This window comes from Peribacillus sp. R9-11 (assembly GCF_031345095.1).
In the GTDB taxonomy this organism is placed as follows: domain Bacteria; phylum Bacillota; class Bacilli; order Bacillales; family DSM-1321; genus Peribacillus; species Peribacillus butanolivorans.
This window is the reverse complement of record NZ_CP133763.1, coordinates 77,891-97,591: the sequence shown is the minus strand read 5'-3', so window position 1 is coordinate 97,591 and position 19,701 is coordinate 77,891. Positions and strand designations below refer to the sequence as shown.

Here is a 19,701-nt window from a genome sequence, read left to right as displayed (position 1 = left end):
TTTTTTAAAGCGTGGTTAAGTCCTCGATCTATTAGTATCAGTCAGCTCCACATGTCGCCACGCTTCCACCTCTGACCTATCAACCTGATCATCTTTCAGGGATCTTACTAGCTTGCGCTATGGGAAATCTCATCTCGAGGGGGGCTTCATGCTTAGATGCTTTCAGCACTTATCCCGTCCGCACGTAGCTACCCAGCTATGCCTTTGGCAAGACAACTGGTACACCAGCGGTGCGTCCATCCCGGTCCTCTCGTACTAAGGACAGCTCCTCTCAAATTTCCTGCGCCCGCGACGGATAGGGACCGAACTGTCTCACGACGTTCTGAACCCAGCTCGCGTACCGCTTTAATGGGCGAACAGCCCAACCCTTGGGACCGACTACAGCCCCAGGATGCGATGAGCCGACATCGAGGTGCCAAACCTCCCCGTCGATGTGGACTCTTGGGGGAGATAAGCCTGTTATCCCCGGGGTAGCTTTTATCCGTTGAGCGATGGCCCTTCCATGCGGAACCACCGGATCACTAAGCCCGACTTTCGTCCCTGCTCGACTTGTAGGTCTCGCAGTCAAGCTCCCTTGTGCCTTTACACTCTACGAATGATTTCCAACCATTCTGAGGGAACCTTTGGGCGCCTCCGTTACTCTTTAGGAGGCGACCGCCCCAGTCAAACTGCCCACCTGACACTGTCTCCCACCCCGATAAGGGGCGCGGGTTAGAATTTCAATACAGCCAGGGTAGTATCCCACCAACGCCTCCACCGAAGCTAGCGCTCCGGCTTCTCAGGCTCCTACCTATCCTGTACAAGCTGTACCAAAATTCAATATCAGGCTGCAGTAAAGCTCCACGGGGTCTTTCCGTCCTGTCGCGGGTAACCTGCATCTTCACAGGTACTATAATTTCACCGAGTCTCTCGTTGAGACAGTGCCCAGATCGTTACACCTTTCGTGCGGGTCGGAACTTACCCGACAAGGAATTTCGCTACCTTAGGACCGTTATAGTTACGGCCGCCGTTTACTGGGGCTTCGGTTCAAAGCTTCGCTTGCGCTAACCTCTCCCCTTAACCTTCCAGCACCGGGCAGGTGTCAGCCCCTATACTTCGCCTTGCGGCTTCGCAGAGACCTGTGTTTTTGCTAAACAGTCGCCTGGGCCTATTCACTGCGGCTTTTCCGGGCTATTCACCCTAAAAAGCACCCCTTCTCCCGAAGTTACGGGGTCATTTTGCCGAGTTCCTTAACGAGAGTTCTCTCGCACACCTTAGGATTCTCTCCTCGCCTACCTGTGTCGGTTTGCGGTACGGGCACCTTACATCTCACTAGAGGCTTTTCTTGGCAGCGTGGAATCAGGAACTTCGGTACTATATTTCCCTCGCCATCACAGCTCCGCCTTAATGGAAACGGGATTTGCCTCGTTTCCGGCCTAACTGCTTGGACGCGCATATCCAACAGCGCGCTTACCCTATCCTTCTGCGTCCCCCCATCGTTCAAACGATGTATAGGTGGTACAGGAATATCAACCTGTTGTCCATCGCCTACGCCTTTCGGCCTCGGCTTAGGTCCCGACTAACCCTGAGCGGACGAGCCTTCCTCAGGAAACCTTAGGCATTCGGTGGAAGGGATTCTCACCCTTCTTTCGCTACTCATACCGGCATTCTCACTTCTAAGCGCTCCACCAGTCCTTCCGGTCTGACTTCAACGCCCTTAGAACGCTCTCCTACCATCGACACCATACGGTGTCAATCCACAGCTTCGGTGATACGTTTAGCCCCGGTACATTTTCGGCGCGGAGTCACTCGACCAGTGAGCTATTACGCACTCTTTAAATGATGGCTGCTTCTGAGCCAACATCCTGGTTGTCTAAGCAACTCCACATCCTTTTCCACTTAACGTATACTTTGGGACCTTAGCTGGTGGTCTGGGCTGTTTCCCTTTCGACTACGGATCTTATCACTCGCAGTCTGACTCCCAAGAATAAGTATTTGGCATTCGGAGTTTGACTGAATTCGGTAACCCGTTGGGGGCCCCTAGTCCAATCAGTGCTCTACCTCCAATACTCTCATCTTGAGGCTAGCCCTAAAGCTATTTCGGAGAGAACCAGCTATCTCCAGGTTCGATTGGAATTTCTCCGCTACCCACACCTCATCCCCGCACTTTTCAACGTGCGTGGGTTCGGGCCTCCATTCAGTGTTACCTGAACTTCACCCTGGACATGGGTAGATCACCTGGTTTCGGGTCTACGACCTCATACTCATTCGCCCTATTCAGACTCGCTTTCGCTGCGGCTCCGTCTTATCAACTTAACCTCGCATGAAATCGTAACTCGCCGGTTCATTCTACAAAAGGCACGCCATTACCCATTAACGGGCTTTGACTACTTGTAGGCACACGGTTTCAGGATCTATTTCACTCCCCTTCCGGGGTGCTTTTCACCTTTCCCTCACGGTACTGGTTCACTATCGGTCACTAGGTAGTATTTAGCCTTGGGAGATGGTCCTCCCTGCTTCCGACGGGATTTCTCGTGTCCCGCCGTACTCAGGATCCACTCAGGAGGGAACGAAGTTTCAACTACAGGGTTTTTACCTTCTTTGACGGACCTTTCCAGATCACTTCATTTACCCCGTTCCTTTGTAACTCCATGTTGAGTGTCCTACAACCCCAAGAGGCAAGCCTCTTGGTTTGGGCTAATTCCGTTTCGCTCGCCGCTACTCAGGAAATCGCATTTGCTTTCTCTTCCTCCGGGTACTTAGATGTTTCAGTTCCCCGGGTCTGCCTTCAGTACCCTATGTATTCAGGTAAAGATACTGTTCCATTACGAACAGTGGGTTTCCCCATTCGGAAATCTCCGGATCAAAGCTTACTTACAGCTCCCCGAAGCATATCGGTGTTAGTCCCGTCCTTCATCGGCTCCTAGTGCCAAGGCATCCACCGTGCGCCCTTTCTAACTTAACCGTTAAAAAAGATCTTACTGATGCTTTGAAAAAATTAATTGCCTTCTATCTATTATCTAGTTTTCAAGGAACAAAGAAGAAAGAATTCCATCACTACGTGATGAGATCTTTCGAATCTGAATGAATTACTCATTCAAAACTGAACAAAACAAAAGCGCTCTCGTATTTATCCTTAGAAAGGAGGTGATCCAGCCGCACCTTCCGATACGGCTACCTTGTTACGACTTCACCCCAATCATCTGTCCCACCTTAGGCGGCTGGCTCCATAAAGGTTACCTCACCGACTTCGGGTGTTACAAACTCTCGTGGTGTGACGGGCGGTGTGTACAAGGCCCGGGAACGTATTCACCGCGGCATGCTGATCCGCGATTACTAGCGATTCCGGCTTCATGTAGGCGAGTTGCAGCCTACAATCCGAACTGAGAATGGCTTTATGGGATTCGCTTACCTTCGCAGGTTTGCAGCCCTTTGTACCATCCATTGTAGCACGTGTGTAGCCCAGGTCATAAGGGGCATGATGATTTGACGTCATCCCCACCTTCCTCCGGTTTGTCACCGGCAGTCACCTTAGAGTGCCCAACTGAATGCTGGCAACTAAGATCAAGGGTTGCGCTCGTTGCGGGACTTAACCCAACATCTCACGACACGAGCTGACGACAACCATGCACCACCTGTCACTCTGTCCCCCGAAGGGGAACGCCCTATCTCTAGGGTTGTCAGAGGATGTCAAGACCTGGTAAGGTTCTTCGCGTTGCTTCGAATTAAACCACATGCTCCACCGCTTGTGCGGGCCCCCGTCAATTCCTTTGAGTTTCAGCCTTGCGGCCGTACTCCCCAGGCGGAGTGCTTAATGCGTTAGCTGCAGCACTAAAGGGCGGAAACCCTCTAACACTTAGCACTCATCGTTTACGGCGTGGACTACCAGGGTATCTAATCCTGTTTGCTCCCCACGCTTTCGCGCCTCAGTGTCAGTTACAGACCAGAAAGTCGCCTTCGCCACTGGTGTTCCTCCAAATCTCTACGCATTTCACCGCTACACTTGGAATTCCACTTTCCTCTTCTGCACTCAAGTTCCCCAGTTTCCAATGACCCTCCACGGTTGAGCCGTGGGCTTTCACATCAGACTTAAGGAACCACCTGCGCGCGCTTTACGCCCAATAATTCCGGACAACGCTTGCCACCTACGTATTACCGCGGCTGCTGGCACGTAGTTAGCCGTGGCTTTCTGGTTAGGTACCGTCAAGGTACCAGCAGTTACTCTGGTACTTGTTCTTCCCTAACAACAGAACTTTACGACCCGAAGGCCTTCTTCGTTCACGCGGCGTTGCTCCGTCAGACTTTCGTCCATTGCGGAAGATTCCCTACTGCTGCCTCCCGTAGGAGTCTGGGCCGTGTCTCAGTCCCAGTGTGGCCGATCACCCTCTCAGGTCGGCTACGCATCGTCGCCTTGGTGAGCCATTACCTCACCAACTAGCTAATGCGCCGCGGGCCCATCTATAAGTGACAGCTAGAGGCCGTCTTTCCATCTTCTCTCATGCGAGAAAAGAACGTATCCGGTATTAGCTCCGGTTTCCCGAAGTTATCCCAGTCTTATAGGCAGGTTGCCCACGTGTTACTCACCCGTCCGCCGCTAATCTCAGGGAGCAAGCTCCCATCGATTCGCTCGACTTGCATGTATTAGGCACGCCGCCAGCGTTCGTCCTGAGCCAGGATCAAACTCTCCGAAGAAATGTTTGACTTGCTCATTTTGCTTTTTTGATAGTGTGTGCTCACTTAAAATTTAACGTTGGCGCTTTGTTTTGTTCAGTTTTCAAAGAGCAATGTCTTTCGGAACAGCTTATTTATAATAACACATTTCATTACTTCGAGTCAACAACTTTTTAAAACTTTTTTTAAAAGTTTGTAATCCATTTGAAACTCGTTCGTAACAACAGATATAAATATAACATCATTAGGTTAACTGCGCAATACCTTTTATAAAGTTTTTTTGAGATAATATTGTTTTTCTTTCATGCCTTAGAATTCAATCAATAAATAGCCTGTTAAATTATTATTAAAAAACAAAAACCGAACTGGACTGCCCGAGGACCAAGAGCTATGCTCTATGGATCCTCAGGCCCAACTCGGTTTCCTTTTTTACTCTTCATATATTATTAGCGATGTCTCATTAACGGGAATAACAGGACATCACGGATTGAAGGTGAATTGGTTAATAGCATAACTAGTCGGTCAACACCAATTCCCAATCCACCAGTTGGTGGCATGCCGTATTCTAAGGCTTCCAAGAAATCCTCATCCATTTCATGAGCTTCATCATTACCTTGCTCACGCTCTTTTAATTGAGCTTCAAAGCGTTGACGTTGATCAATAGGATCATTAAGTTCCGTGAAAGCATTTGCATGCTCTCTACCCACAATGAATAGTTCAAAACGATCAGTAAAACGGGAATCTTCCGGATTTTTCTTAGCTAATGGAGAAATTTCTACCGGATGTCCATAAATGAACGTAGGTTGAATTAATTTGTCTTCTACCTTCTGTTCAAAGAATTCATTTACAATATGGCCAAACTCCATGGATTCCTTCACTTCAATGCCATTGTCTTTAGCAAGCTGCTGTGCCTCTTCCTTACTCATGTGAGTCCAGAAGTCTACACCTGTGTATTCTTTTACAGCGTCAACCATGTGAAGTCGTTTCCATTCTGGTTTTAATTCTATCTCATATTCTCCATATTGAATGGTTGTTGTACCCAGAACTTCTTGAGCAATATGAGCAACCAGGTTTTCTGTCAGACTCATAATATCCTTATAATCCGCATAGGCCTCATATAATTCAATTAGAGTGAATTCTGGATTATGTCTTGTAGATACACCTTCATTTCTGAATACACGGCCGATTTCATAAACTTTCTCTAACCCACCGACAATCAGGCGTTTTAGATGAAGTTCAATAGCAATCCTCAAGTTCAATGGCATATCAAGCGCATTATGATGAGTAAGGAAAGGGCGCGCAGCAGCTCCACCTGCAACAGAGTGTAATAGCGGCGTTTCCACTTCCAGATATCCATGATCGTCTAAATAACGTCTCATAGCCTGAACAATTCGACTGCGCATGATTAAGGTGTTTTTGCTTTCCTCATTTGTAATTAAATCCACATAACGTTTCCGATAACGTTCTTCGACATCCTTCAGACCATGAAACTTATCAGGTAGCGGGCGAAGCGCTTTGGCAAGGAACACAAAGTCATTAGCTTTAATAGAAAGTTCTCCAACTTTTGTTTTAAAGATAACACCAGTGATCCCTACGATATCACCAAGATCCGTTTGGTTGAATAACTTGTATGAATCTTCACCAATTTTATCTAAACGAACGTAGATTTGGATTTGACCGCTGATATCCTGAATATGAGCAAATCCTGCTTTCCCTTTCCCACGTTTAGTCATTACACGACCTGCAATCGTAACCTCGATCTCTTTTTCCTCTAGTTCTTCTTTCTCTAATTCACCATATGCGCTTACAATCTCCTGGGCGTTATGGGTACGTTCGAATCTGCTCCCAAAAGGGTCTTGTCCATTATCAATCATGGCCTGCATTTTATCGCGTCTTACCTGCAGTTGGTCATTTAATTCTTCATGACTCACGAAAATCATCTCCATCTCTATTAATAAAAAACTTATATAATTATTGAGGATTTCTTTTGCATACGTATTTATTCTTACATAAAGTAAAGGAATTCAACAGCTTTTTATCTTAAAATCTTGTTTATGTACATATAAAAACTGCCAGGATTACTGGCAGTTTTAGATAAGCGTATTATAGGAAAACAGGAAGGTAATGTCAAACATCAGACCATTTGAATATTCTGTTGCTTCGCTTCAATATCATCAACAAGTCCATAAAGAAGGCTTACAACATCTTCTCTTGTCTCACAATCATTAATGCCTTTACGAGCATTAGCATTCCCTTTAACACCCTTTAGGTACCAAGAAGCATGCTTGCGCATTTCACGGACAGCAACATTTTCATTTTTCAATGCAATTAGTCGATCCATGTGAAGAACGCAAACATCCATTTTTTCACGAACTGTAGGCTCATCCATCAGTTGTCCTGTTTCTAAATATTTAACAGTACGGTAGATCATCCAAGGATTACCTAGAGCTGCACGGCCAATCATGACTCCATCGACACCAGTCTCTTTTAACATTCTCTCCGCTTCCTGAGGTGTTTCCACATCACCGTTCCCGATAAGGGGAATATTAATGGATTTTTTCACTTCACGAATGATATCCCAGTTAGCTTTTCCTTCATACATTTGAACTCGAGTTCTACCATGGAGAGAAACTGCTTTACCACCTGCACGTTCCACAGCTTGAGCATTTTGAATAGCAAAGATATGTTCCTCGTCCCAGCCCATACGCATTTTAACAGTAACTGGCTTTTCAACAGCATCAACAACCGCTGAAACCATCTCATAAATTTTATTCGGGTCTAGTAACCATTTTGCACCAGCATCACATTTGGTGATCTTCGGAACAGGGCAACCCATATTTATATCAATGATGTCGGCATTTGTATTTTTATCTACAAACTGTGCAGCTTCTACCAATGATTTCTTTTCACCACCAAAGATTTGCAAGCTTAGCGGCTTCTCTCTTTCATCTATATAAAGCATATTCATCGTTCTTGCATTTTGAAGAACGATTCCCTTATCACTGACCATCTCCGCGCAGACTAATCCAGCACCAAATTCTTTGACCGTCAAACGGAATGCTGAGTTACATACTCCAGCCATCGGTGCAAGCACTACTGGATTCTTCATTTCAATATCGCCTATTTTTAACACGGTGTGGCCTCCTATAACATTCTTTCATTTATCCTCAGGCGGTCTAAGCTCCTCAATGGAAACACGGAGCACATCCGCCACTTCTATTAAAAACGACTCTGAAGGATTGCGGTTCCCTCTTTCGACTTCTCCTAGTAAAGAAACAGAAACGCCAATTTCTTTCGCAAACCCTTCTTGGGTAAATCCCTTTAACTTTCGAAAAGCGCGAATACGCCTTCCCCATTTTTCGCCTTCCATAATCGAACTCCTTCTTTATCCGGAATCTGTTCAAGCAGGCCGCTCAAAGGTGTATACATTTGCGGAAGTTTAATATCAGGGTCCACTTCCATTAAAGGCACGAGCACGAATGCTCTTTCTTGCATCCGAGGATGTGGGACTGAAAGAATCTCTGTCTCAATATTTTCATGATTATATAACAAAATGTCAAGGTCTAAAGTACGGGGTCCCCATCTAACTTCCCTTTTTCTTCCTAATCCTTGTTCAATCTGCATACAAGTTCGCAGTAACTCCTCTGGCTTTAAATCCGTTTTCACTTTAAAAACAGCGTTTAAAAAACAATCCTGATCAGCGTATCCGACTGGGTCTGTTTCGTATAAAGACGAGCAGGCAACCAACTCGATGTGTGCGTTTTCAGCCAATAATTGGAAAGCGCTTTGGATGGTGACTAGGCGATCTCCTAGATTCGATCCAATTGAAAGGTACGAAATATTTACCACCGTCAGCGCCCTCTTACAATTTCTACAGCAACCGATTCATAGTGCCCTGCTATAGGTGGATCTGGTTTATAGACTTTCACGGTGCACTTCTCAATTGAAGAAAACTTATTAAGTAATTCTGAGGCAATCTCTTCGGCAACGGCTTCCACTAACTTAAACGGCTTCCCTTCAACAACGCCTTTACAAACTTCATATAACTCTCCATAATTTATTGAGTCCTCTAGTTCATCACTCTTCCCCGCCTTGGCTAAATCGGCCTCTACAATCAAATCCACTTTAAACCGCTGCCCAAGCTTCGTTTCTTCCGGAAACACACCATGATAACCATAAAACTCCATTTTATTCACAAAAATTTTATCCATTGAAACCACCTTTTCCTAAAAGAGCATCCATCATCTTAGCGGCGCGTGCCATTTCCTTAACGTCATGAACACGTACCATTTGACAGCCTTGTTGAATTCCATTACAGATTGTGGCAGCCGTACCTTCCACTCGCTCACTAGGCGGCAAATCGAGAACATGTCCAATCATGGACTTTCTTGATGTCGCAAGAAGCACAGGGTAACCTAATGATACCAGCTTATCAAGATTCCTCATCATTTCCAAATTTAACTTTAAGTCTTTCGCAAACCCTATGCCGGGGTCGAGAATGATATTTTCATCCTGAACTCCCGCTTTCTTTACAATCGTGATGCTTTCAAACAAATCTTGAAGGACATCCCGGACAAAATGACGATAATCCATTTTGTCCCGGTTATGCATTAAAATAATCGGCACCTGATACTTTGCTGCAACACTTGCCATCATGGTATCAGCCTTTGCCCCCCAAATATCATTTAATATATGCGCTCCTGCTTTTACTGCTTCCTCTGCAACCCTAGACTTATATGTATCGATTGAGATTGGAACTTGAATATTACGGGAGATAGCCTCAATGATAGGGGCTACTCTCTCTATCTCTTCCTCATCCGAAATCCGCTCATAATTAGGACGGGTGGACTCTCCGCCAATGTCCAAAACATCAGCTCCGTCCTTAACCATCTGTTCAGCATGCTTCAAAGCAGCATCTACCCGGTTATATTTCCCGCCATCCGAAAAGGAATCTGGCGTAACATTTAAAATCCCCATAATTAAGGTCTTCTTGCTGTAATCCAATTCAAATGAACCACATGTAATCTTTAAAGTATCAGATAATGACATCCCGTTCTCCTTCACCAAAAAAATCTATATATACGAGTTTACCTATTTACATAGGTAAAGTGCAAGCACCTTAGAGAATAGAAAAAATCTGTTAGTCTTTACTACAAAAAAGAAAAGCAAAGCCCCTATAGGAACTTTGCTTCTCGTTTAATGGTTAATCTTACTCAAAGTTATATAACGGTGTACTTAAGTAACGTTCACCATTACTTGGTATGATAGCAAGTACCTTTTTGCCTTTTCCAAGTTTATCAGCTACTTTAATAGCCGCAGCGATGGCACCACCAGAAGAAATTCCACCAAGGATCCCTTCTTCTTTGGCTGCACGACGTGCGTAATCAAACGATTCCTCTGTATCAACTTGTATGATTTCATCGTAAAGATCAGTATTTAAAATACTTGGGATGAAGCCTGCGCCGATTCCTTGAATTTTATGTGGCCCTGGTTTCCCGCCAGATAATACAGGAGAATCTGCAGGCTCAACAGCGTAGATTTTAATGTCAGGGTATTTTTCACGCAGCACTTCTCCCGCACCTGTAATTGTTCCGCCAGTACCGATTCCTGCAATAAATGCATCCAGACCATCGTCACCAAAAGCTTCTACAATTTCAGGACCAGTAGTGTTACGGTGCACTTCAGGATTTGCTTTGTTTTCGAATTGCTGTGGAATAAAGTATCCTTTTTCTTTAGATAGCTCCGTTGCCTTAGCAATTGCGCCTTTCATTCCTTCTGGTCCAGGTGTAAGAACTAACTCTGCTCCATAAGCACGAAGCAAGTTACGACGTTCCAAGCTCATTGTTTCTGGCATAACAAGGATAGATTTATATCCTTTTGCTGCAGCTACCATTGCAAGCCCTATTCCAGTGTTTCCGCTTGTAGGTTCAATGATCGTATCACCTTGTTTAAGGTCTCCGCTTTTTTCTGCCGCTTCAATCATCGCAAGAGCGATTCGGTCTTTTACACTACTGCCCGGGTTAAAATACTCAAGTTTCAAATAAATATCTGCACTGTTTTCATTTTGAAGCTTGTTTAATTTTACAATAGGTGTTTGTCCAATCAAATCTATTACAGAATTAGCTATACGTGCCATGTTCTCCACTCCTTATCATCCCAATACCGAGTATGTTTATTGGTTTTATTAATTTAAAGTTACCAGTTTTAATAGTTCATTGTCAATGATTATCTACTATATTCTAAATTTTCTTTCACAACTATTGACCTATTTCTGTTCTTTCAATCCATAAAACCATTCTACATCTAATTCGTCCCAAAAAATCTTTCCGGAAACCGGTGACTGAATCTGTTCAAGAGCTATTTGGCGGTGAATTTGGTCTTTAACTTCATCATACGTATATTGATTGCCCTCTATTTTTTCATGCAAATAGAGAACAGCCCACCCTTCATCTGTTTCTACAGGACCACTCCACTTATTTACCTTTAATTTCTCTGCAGCTGTAATGTATTCCTTAGAAACTTGCTCGTTATCTTGCGATATATATCCCAAGTCGCCCCCTTGATTGGCAGTAAATTCATCAAGGGACTTTTCCATTGCTAAAACAGCAAACGAAACGCCTTTCTCCAACTCATTAATGATTTGATCTGCTTGCTTTTTTGTAGACGAGGTAATATGAGAAATATGATACGTAGTAGGGATTCGGTATATATCCTTATTGTTATCATAATATTTCTGCATCGCCGTTTCGGAAACCGAAACGTCCTTGGTAAGCAATTTCTCAAGCAGGAGACTCGATTGAATTTCCTGCCTCAATTGATCTGTACTTTTATTAAGAGTCTGACCGGCGGTTCCATACATCGTTTTCATCATTTTAAGTTCCCGATCAACCTCTTCATCCGAAGTTTTCACTTTGTATTTTTCTGCAGCTTGTTTCACTACCTCTTTATCGACCATTTCCTCAAGAACATCTTCCCCGTATCTCTTTTCGAGTTCATTAATCCATGCTTCCCGGGAAATATCTGTAGATCCAATCTTTGCAACCGTTTCTTCCCCAATAACGGATTTTGAGATGATTAATGGTTTTATAACAAAGATAACGATAGTCAATAGGTTCAACAAGGCAAGGCCGGCAATAATTGCCCGAAGCTTTTGTTTAGGCAAAACCCTTTTCCCCCGTCAATTATTTTTTGGTTTCTGCTTCTAATTCCTCAAGGTCTTCTTTCGAGAACTGGTAGGTCTCATTACAAAAATGGCATTGTGCCTCTGCATGTCCCTCTGTCTCAATAATATCCCGAATCTCATTTTGTCCAAGACTAATCAATGCATTGGCAATTCTCTCCCTTGAACATTGACAGGAGAACTCGACATCCATTTTTTCTAAGATTTTCACATTACCCTCACCTAAAATCTCCGTTAGGATTTCCTCTGGAGTCAGGCCATTTTGAATCATTTTAGAGACAGGAGTTATCGTGCTTAGTCGACTCTCGATTTTAGAAATCGTGTCATCGGATGTACCAGGCATTAGTTGAATGATAAATCCACCTGCTGCAAGTATCGAATTATCCGGATTCACCAGAACCCCAACCCCCACTGAAGAAGGCACCTGTTCGGAAGTTACAAAATAATAAGTGAAATCTTCTCCTAATTCTCCCGATACAAGCGGTACTTGTCCTGAAAAGTGATCACGCAGACCAATATCTTTCACAACTGTCAACAATCCATCAGTACCAACCGCTCTACTGACATCTAACTTTCCTTGTTTATTCAGGTCAAAGTGGGTTTGAGGATTTGTCACATATCCCCGCACTTCGCCCTTAGCGTTACTGTCGACAAGAATTGATCCAATTGGACCTCCGCCTTCGATTTTAATCGTCAGCTTTTCTTCACCTTTTAACATGCCGCCCATCATCACGCCTGCCGTCATTGCACGCCCAAGGGCTGCGGAAGCAGTAGGCCATGTATAATGGCGTCGCTGAGCTTCTCCTACGGTATCCGTTGTTGAAACAGCATATGCCCGAACCTGTCCTTCATAGCCTAACGCCTTTATTAGATAATCCTTCATTTGTTGTGCTCCTTCCATGCTGTGATTCCTTCTTTATTTCTTCACTTGCTCACGATTACGTTTATAAATCAGCTGCAATCCTTTTAAGGTCAAAAATGGTTCAACAACGTCAATCACAGTAGACTCATTAGCAATTAAGGTCGCTAGTCCGCCAGTAGCTATTACCATTGGCTCTAGATTACTTTGTGCTTTAATTCGATTTACGATTCCTTCTACCTGCCCGACATACCCATACAAAATGCCTGCCTGCATAGCGGATACTGTATTTTTCCCAATAACCCCATCAGGACGATTAATTTCTATTCTTGGAAGCTTGGCTGCTTTTGAATAAAGTGCTTCTGTAGAAATGTTAATACCCGGGGCAATGGCTCCACCCATGTATTGTTTATCCTCATTTATATAGCAATATGTCGTTGCCGTGCCAAAATCCACGATAATGAGAGGGCTTCCATATTCCTGAATGCCTGCAACAGCATTAACAATTCGGTCTGCTCCCACCTCACGGGGATTTTCGTATTTAATATTCAATCCAGTTTTTATTCCAGGTCCCACTATAAGCGGTTTTATACCAAAGTATTTTTTACACATGCGTTCAAGTGCAAACATAATTGGCGGTACAACTGAAGAAATGATGATGCCATCGAATTGATCAAACGAAAGACCTTCATGTTGTAGCAAAGACTTTATGACCATTCCATACTCATCTTCTGTCTTATTACGGCTCGTCTCAATTCGCCAATGATATTTTAAAATATCTTCATCGTATACGCCCAATACAGTATTCGTATTCCCAACATCCAATACAAAAATCATCGTAATCATCACTCCGGTAAATTATTCTCCCACATCATACCACACTGTTATTTCCCACGCTATTAGTCAAACTTTTCGAGAGGTAAAAAAATCCAATCAGATTTTTCTTAGCCCCACATATTTATTTAAGGGTTAAGAAAAGGGTATTTCCGAGGCGGAAATACCCTTTTGAATTAGTCAACTTAAGACTTTTTATTGTCATCTTCGTTCGGGAAGGAAAGCGGCTGATCTTGAGGTGTTCCTTCTTTGATTGGAGGAGTATTCAATCCTTCCTCCGTTACTTCAAGGTCCTCAGGTCCTCTCTTATCCAATGGATCTAAAAGAGCTTCTTTTTCTTCCTTCTTCGTATTGATGTTTACCTTGACATTCTCATCAGTAGTTAAATTCCCATTTAGAGCGGTATAATCCCGTTCTGGCAATTTACCGTTATGGAATAAACCTTTGATTTGTTCAGCATCAAGTGTTTCTACTTCAAGCAAGGTTTTGGCAACCAAATCAAGTTTTTCACGATTTTCAGTAAGAATTTTCTTACATCTTTCGTATGCTTCTCTAATGATACGTTGAATTTCAAGATCAATTTCATATGCTATTGCATCTGAATAATTTTGATCATTATTGAAATCGCGGCCTAAGAAGACCTGACCTTGTGAATTACCGAATTGAAGAGGTCCAAGCTTACTCATACCATATTCCATAACCATGCTACGGGCTATGCCTGTTGCACGTTGGAAGTCATTATGAGCTCCGGTACTCACTTCACCGAATGTAACTTCTTCGGAAACCCGGCCACCTAAAAGGCCAACAATCTTATCTTTTAGTTCAGGCTCCGTCATGAAGAAACGATCTTCTTTCGGAAGCATTACTGCATATCCACCAGCTTGACCACGAGGGACAATCGTAACTTTATGAACCACTTCGGCATCATCAAGAACCAATCCGATAATAGTATGGCCTGCTTCATGCCATGCTACAATATTCCGTTCTTTTTTAGAAATAACACGGTTTTTCTTAGCAGGTCCGGCAATAACGCGATCCGAGGCTTCATCCAAATCGGACATGTCGATCTTCTTCTTATCTTGACGTGCTGCTACAAGAGCTGCTTCATTTAGTAAGTTTTCAAGATCGGCACCAGAAAATCCAGGTGTACGCTGAGCTATTGCTTTTAAATCAACAGTCTCCGCTAAAGGCTTGTTACGTGCATGGACCTTCAGTACTTCTTCACGGCCTTTAACATCCGGGCGGCCAACCGTAATTTGACGGTCAAAACGTCCAGGGCGCAATAGTGCCGGATCTAATACATCAGCTCGGTTTGTCGCGGCGATAATAATGATACCTTCATTTCCACCGAAACCGTCCATTTCTACAAGTAATTGGTTTAGCGTTTGTTCACGTTCATCGTGTCCGCCACCAAGACCAGCGCCACGTTGACGTCCTACTGCATCAATTTCATCAATAAAGATGATACATGGTGCATTTTTCTTAGCATTTTCAAACAAATCACGAACACGTGATGCACCGACCCCTACAAACATTTCAACAAAATCAGAACCACTGATTGAGAAGAAAGGAGTACCGGCTTCACCAGCTACTGCCCGGGCAAGTAAAGTTTTACCTGTACCAGGAGGTCCCACTAAAAGTACTCCTTTTGGAATACGGGCACCGAGCTCGGCATATTTGCGAGGATCTTTTAAAAATTCAACGACCTCTACAAGTTCCTGCTTTTCTTCGTCCGCTCCAGCAACATCATTGAAGCGTACTTTTTTCTTATCATCATTATACAATTTCGCCTTACTTTTCCCGAAGTTCATGACGCGACCACCGCCGCCACCTTGAGCTTGGTTAAGTAAAAAGAAGAAGAGGATAAAAATGATTACAAATGGAATAATGGAAGTGAAAAATGTCACCCAGCCACTTGTCTTTTCTGGAGGTTCAACAGTGATGATGTCTTTACCTAACTTAGTTACGGCATCATTAATTCGACTCTGCGAATATTCACTGAAAGGCACGTACGTCACAAAGTATTTGTTTTCCTCATAACCTTTGAGCTTCCCTGTGATTTCAAACACACTGCTTTCGGGCTGCATCGTTAGTGATGTAACGTCCCCACTCTCCAAATGCTTATAGAATTCATCTTGGGTCATTTTCTGTGTTGGTTCATTGTTATTATTAAAGATGCTTACAATCCCAATGATGACCAAAAAGATCAGTAAATAAAATATGGTATTACGGAAGATCCGATTCATCCCTTACCTCCTCCCACGGGTAAACAAACTATAGTAAATACTATCATATAAAATTAATGAATTACAATAATTTAACACCGCTGTTTTTATCTGGTCTTCTCTTTCAAACAGGTACTATTAATTCGAGTAAATTTCAGGCTTTAATATGCCAATATACGGGAGATTACGATATTTTTCTGCAAAATCAAGACCGTATCCGACAACAAATGCGTCTGGTACGATAAATCCAAAATAGTCCGGAGTAATATCTGCTTTCCTGCCTGTTGGTTTATCTAATAAGGTAACGATTTTAATTGATTTTGCTTTTCTATAACGGAAAAGTTCAGCAAGGTAGCTCAGGGTCAAACCGCTGTCGATAATGTCTTCAATAATTAAAATATCACGGCCTTCTACTGATGTATCAAGATCTTTAATGATTTTCACTTCACCAGAAGATACAGTGGAGTTGCCGTAGCTTGAAACATCCATGAAGTCCATTTCAAGGTGTGTATCCACACGTTTTAGTAAATCTGACATAAATGGCATGGCGCCTTTTAGCACACCGATAGCCAACGGAAACTTACCTTGGTAATCAGCTTCAAGCTGTGCTCCAAGTTCCCTGATTTTTTTTTGAAGTTCTTCCTCAGTTATTAAAACTTTTTCAATGTCATTTTGCATGGTCATTGTAATTAATTGCCCCCCATGAAGAATTAAGCTTTTTTATATTCTAAGTAGATTAAAGATGTTTCATCAGAAATTATATCCGGTTCAACATTCGATTTTTTCAAGCCAGGAAGCCAAATAACCGTTCCTGCCTGATCGACGATAACCGGCCATACATTTCTTTCTAGCAACGGGATTTTTTCATTAATAAAAATCTCCTTCAACTTTTTACTTCCACCCAATCCCTTAACTGCCATCCGTTCGCCTTCATTCCTAGTTCGGACTGTAAGCGGAAACTGAACCGCGGATTCGGGAAGAATAAAAGAATAGTTTCCTCTAAGAACGGGAATTTCTTCTTTTATATAGTGCGCTTTAATCTTATATCCATTCGGAAGAATAGTCTCACCGGGAATTTGTAATTTAAGGGAATATTTTTGGCTTTCTTGCCGAAAAAATCTAAAGGTACAAGTTTTATATGATTTTTCCGCAATAAGGCCCTCCGGAAGATGCAATTCTGCAGATGGTTGAGGATTTAAAAACAAAGCTAAAAGTTGGTCAATATGTAATGCTGAAAGCGATGAAGGTCTCTCCAAATAAAGATAGTTTAATATTAGTTGAATCGCTCTTCTTTGTAAAGGTTTAGGCATCGCCAGAACCCTATCAATCTGAATTACTGCATAATCTTTTTCCTGTTGAGCCCAAACCTCAGGCATTTTGCTTGAGACAAGGTTTAGAAAAAACTCTTCATCTTCATAAAGTTCTTCACTAAAGCGTTGAAAATGATCGTGAACCTTTCTATTTTCTTTCTTTAAAAATGGAAGAACTTCATGCCTAAAACGGTTTCTTACATAGTCATCTTTTTCGTTGCTCGGGTCATACCTTGGCTCAAGTTTATGAATACCCGCATATTCAATTATTTCGTCTTTGGTAAGTTCAAGAAAGGGCCTTATTAGATAACCGGTATGAAAAGGTCTCTTTAGAGGAATACCCGCTCTGGCCTTACCTGTCGCCCCTCTTGTTAAACGCATGAGCACCGTTTCAATTTGATCATCTCCATGATGCCCTAAAACAAGAGTGGAGGTTTGGTGTTTAGCCATCATTTCTTCATAGAAAGCAAAACGTAACTTTCTTGAAGTTAATTGGGAGCTTTCTCCTGTCTGTTCTATATAGGCTGGTACGTCGATCCTTCTACCTTCAAAAACGATGCCCCACTGTTCACATATTTGTTCGACATACTTATAATCTTCGTAGGATTCCTCGCCACGGAACATATGGTCAACACTCGCTACAGTTAACTCGTAATGAAAAAGAGGTTGAACTTGCTTTAGAAAATGGAGAAGAACCAATGAGTCAGGACCCCCAGAAACACCTACAAGCAACTTCGACTTTTCCTGAATTAATTCGTTTCTATAAATGGTCTTAAGAACTTTTTCCTTTAACATACAATCTTCCTTCTTTTATGGACAGGTATTATTTTATACGATTCAAACATGAAATGGTTTCAAATATTCCATGTTGGTAACGTATTTAACTATATCATAACAACTGTTCATATATGTAAAGAACATAGAGTATCGATATTATGGCAACCAGCAAAAAGGTTTCAAAAAAACCTCCCTTCATTTTTTTAGAATGACTCTGAGACCTTCTTGCTTGTCTCGTTGTAGCTTGTCTCGTTGTAGCTTGCCTTGTCGCAGCTTGACTCGAGGGCTTTTTCTTTAAATGATTTTGATTACTTAGCATAGTAACTAGGTCCTCCCGCATTTGTAATGCTGAATCATACTTCCCGAGTAGTGCTTTATCTAGCATCTTTCTATATGGGTGTAATTCCTTTTTCTGCTTAATCAAGTCGATAAGCTGCCGATACCCCTCCCCTTTCTTGTGAAAACGTGCAGGATAGGCAGAATTGATGATTATCATCGCTACCGCGAACAAATCATATTGTGGATCAGCCTTTCTTGACCCAAGTCCCCAATAACCTCTGTCGAAGAACTCGGTGAACTCTTTAACAGATCTACCAATCAAGGTTGTCCCACCAACATCTACACATCGGACTTTGTAGGCTGGAGAGGTCACTATTAAATTCTCAGGTTTTAAATCACCGAATACCCAGCCATTTGTATGCAAAGCTGACAAACTAGTTAATAACTGAAGCATTAAGACACCAATCCACGATGATCCTTTTTTTTCAATAAAACGCAAAAAATCGTGCCCATGGATATATTCCATAACATAAAAAGGTAGCTGCTTTCCTGTTTCCATAAAGTCGTCCGCTTCCAAAAAGGAAGGTCCAAGGGTAGACCCCTGGACCTTGGAAAAGGATTTTAGGATATTCATCTCTGAAATAATAGACGTCCCATTATCACTGAGCTTAAGCGCATAATGACGATTTTCACTTTCCACCAAATAGACAATCCCGTTAGCGCCACACCCCAATTCCTTGATAATTTTGTACCGGTTTTTATTCCACTTTCCAGTGATTAAGCTGCCAGGAAGGAGTTTACATTGATTCCTCAAAGTATTGTTCATCATCATGTGATAACAATCCCCTCAATGAACGTTTTTTATTAAAATAAGATAAAGCTTCACGAATTGCTGGCCCTGTTGGAGTGAGCCCACCTGTACTAAGCTTAGGGAAAGTTGCCGTCAAAGCTTCAAGGTTCGGGGTCCAATCAAGCAACTTTTCCACATCATTTCTTTTCCCAGGAAATACGAATACGGAAAATCGGCTGTCACCCATTCTTGCATTCATACTTAGGGAAAGATCTAATAAGGATTCTTTTACAGTTGGCAGCTTATGTTTCATACTCGCACTTGTATCGACAAGAATTAGCACTTCAAGCTTGCTAGTTTCCCCAAGCTCATCAACCACCTCCATCACTTCTCCTCGTTTATCCGGAGGGAGATCTTCCATTGTTCTTGAATCACCTAATATTTGTTGAAGTTCACGATTAATAACTCCCTGTATGGTTTGAGTCATTGCCTTTTGGGTAACCATTTGGACGGTTTGTGACAACTGCTGTGCATAGACAATTTGGCTTACACCACCCCCGGAACCAGCAATCTTCTCAATTTCTTTAAGTCCCTTTTCATCTATCACATCATTTTCCATGACACCTATGACATTGATGGTTATGCCTTGCTCCCGTGCTAAAGCAGCCATAGCAGCCGGCTCCTCACCATGATTTGAACAGCCGTCGGTAATAAGCAAAACCTGTCTTAATGTTCCTGCTTTCATGTTTGGCTCTCCCTTCCATTCAATCTATTACCATAATTGACTAAAAGGGGAT

15 protein-coding genes and 2 rRNA genes are annotated in these 19,701 nt (G+C 42.8%); all 17 read right to left on the bottom strand.

Features of this window, described 5'->3' with window-relative positions:
- Positions 1–11: 11 nt before the first annotated feature.
- Positions 12–2,944, bottom strand: a 23S ribosomal RNA gene (locus RE409_RS00480).
- A gap of 175 nt (positions 2,945–3,119) precedes the next feature.
- A 16S ribosomal RNA gene (locus tag RE409_RS00475) occupies positions 3,120–4,671 on the bottom strand.
- Together the 16S and 23S rRNA genes form the textbook arrangement of a ribosomal RNA operon.
- A gap of 425 nt (positions 4,672–5,096) precedes the next feature.
- On the bottom strand, positions 5,097–6,596 hold the full coding sequence (lysS, locus tag RE409_RS00470) for a lysine--tRNA ligase (protein ID WP_277950976.1): 1,500 nt from the start codon (positions 6,594–6,596) through the stop codon (positions 5,097–5,099).
- Between the two features lie 188 nt (positions 6,597–6,784).
- A complete protein-coding gene (gene dusB, locus RE409_RS00465) occupies positions 6,785–7,783 on the bottom strand; it encodes a tRNA dihydrouridine synthase DusB (RefSeq protein ID WP_053348971.1) in 999 nt (332 codons plus the stop codon).
- 24 nt (positions 7,784–7,807) lie between these two features.
- Positions 7,808–8,020 (bottom strand): helix-turn-helix domain-containing protein, encoded by a 213-nt coding sequence (locus RE409_RS00460; RefSeq protein ID WP_098177753.1) that lies wholly within the window; start codon positions 8,018–8,020, stop codon positions 7,808–7,810.
- The gene (gene folK / locus RE409_RS00455; protein ID WP_201187828.1) at positions 7,972–8,499 is read right to left on the bottom strand and encodes a 2-amino-4-hydroxy-6-hydroxymethyldihydropteridine diphosphokinase; all 528 of its coding nucleotides are present in this window, start codon (positions 8,497–8,499) and stop codon (positions 7,972–7,974) included. The genes RE409_RS00460 and folK overlap by 49 nt, the downstream gene beginning before the upstream one ends.
- 2 nt (positions 8,500–8,501) lie before the next feature.
- A complete protein-coding gene (folB, locus tag RE409_RS00450; RefSeq protein WP_201187826.1) occupies positions 8,502–8,861 on the bottom strand; it encodes a dihydroneopterin aldolase in 360 nt (119 codons plus the stop codon).
- A complete protein-coding gene (gene folP, locus RE409_RS00445) occupies positions 8,854–9,699 on the bottom strand; it encodes a dihydropteroate synthase (RefSeq protein WP_309558364.1) in 846 nt (281 codons plus the stop codon). The genes folB and folP overlap by 8 nt, the downstream gene beginning before the upstream one ends.
- A 160-nt stretch (positions 9,700–9,859) precedes the next feature.
- The gene (cysK, locus tag RE409_RS00440) at positions 9,860–10,786 is read right to left on the bottom strand and encodes a cysteine synthase A (protein ID WP_053348976.1); all 927 of its coding nucleotides are present in this window, start codon (positions 10,784–10,786) and stop codon (positions 9,860–9,862) included.
- Between the two features lie 129 nt (positions 10,787–10,915).
- Positions 10,916–11,812 (bottom strand): peptidyl-prolyl cis-trans isomerase, encoded by an 897-nt coding sequence (locus tag RE409_RS00435; RefSeq protein WP_053348977.1) that lies wholly within the window; start codon positions 11,810–11,812, stop codon positions 10,916–10,918.
- Between the two features lie 19 nt (positions 11,813–11,831).
- On the bottom strand, positions 11,832–12,713 hold the full coding sequence (hslO, locus tag RE409_RS00430; protein ID WP_057217165.1) for an Hsp33 family molecular chaperone HslO: 882 nt from the start codon (positions 12,711–12,713) through the stop codon (positions 11,832–11,834).
- Between the two features lie 33 nt (positions 12,714–12,746).
- Positions 12,747–13,526, bottom strand: coding sequence for a type III pantothenate kinase (locus RE409_RS00425; protein ID WP_309558363.1), 780 nt, complete (start codon positions 13,524–13,526; stop codon positions 12,747–12,749).
- A 182-nt stretch (positions 13,527–13,708) separates the two neighbouring features.
- Positions 13,709–15,769, bottom strand: a complete 2,061-nt coding sequence (ftsH, locus tag RE409_RS00420) for an ATP-dependent zinc metalloprotease FtsH (protein ID WP_082612830.1) — start codon at positions 15,767–15,769, stop codon at positions 13,709–13,711.
- A gap of 117 nt (positions 15,770–15,886) precedes the next feature.
- Positions 15,887–16,426: a hypoxanthine phosphoribosyltransferase gene (hpt, locus tag RE409_RS00415; RefSeq protein WP_053349019.1), complete on the bottom strand. Its 540-nt coding sequence runs from the start codon at positions 16,424–16,426 to the stop codon at positions 15,887–15,889.
- Between the two features lie 32 nt (positions 16,427–16,458).
- Entirely contained in the window at positions 16,459–17,853 is a 1,395-nt protein-coding gene (gene tilS / locus RE409_RS00410; protein WP_201187818.1) for a tRNA lysidine(34) synthetase TilS, read from the bottom strand.
- Positions 17,854–17,947: 94 nt separating this feature from the next.
- Complete coding sequence (locus RE409_RS00405; protein WP_397444148.1) at positions 17,948–18,946, bottom strand: protein kinase domain-containing protein; 999 nt, start codon at positions 18,944–18,946, stop codon at positions 17,948–17,950.
- Positions 18,912–19,649: a VWA domain-containing protein gene (locus tag RE409_RS00400; RefSeq protein ID WP_053348980.1), complete on the bottom strand. Its 738-nt coding sequence runs from the start codon at positions 19,647–19,649 to the stop codon at positions 18,912–18,914. Before RE409_RS00400 ends, RE409_RS00405 begins: the two co-directional genes overlap by 35 nt.
- Positions 19,650–19,701 lie beyond the last annotated feature (52 nt).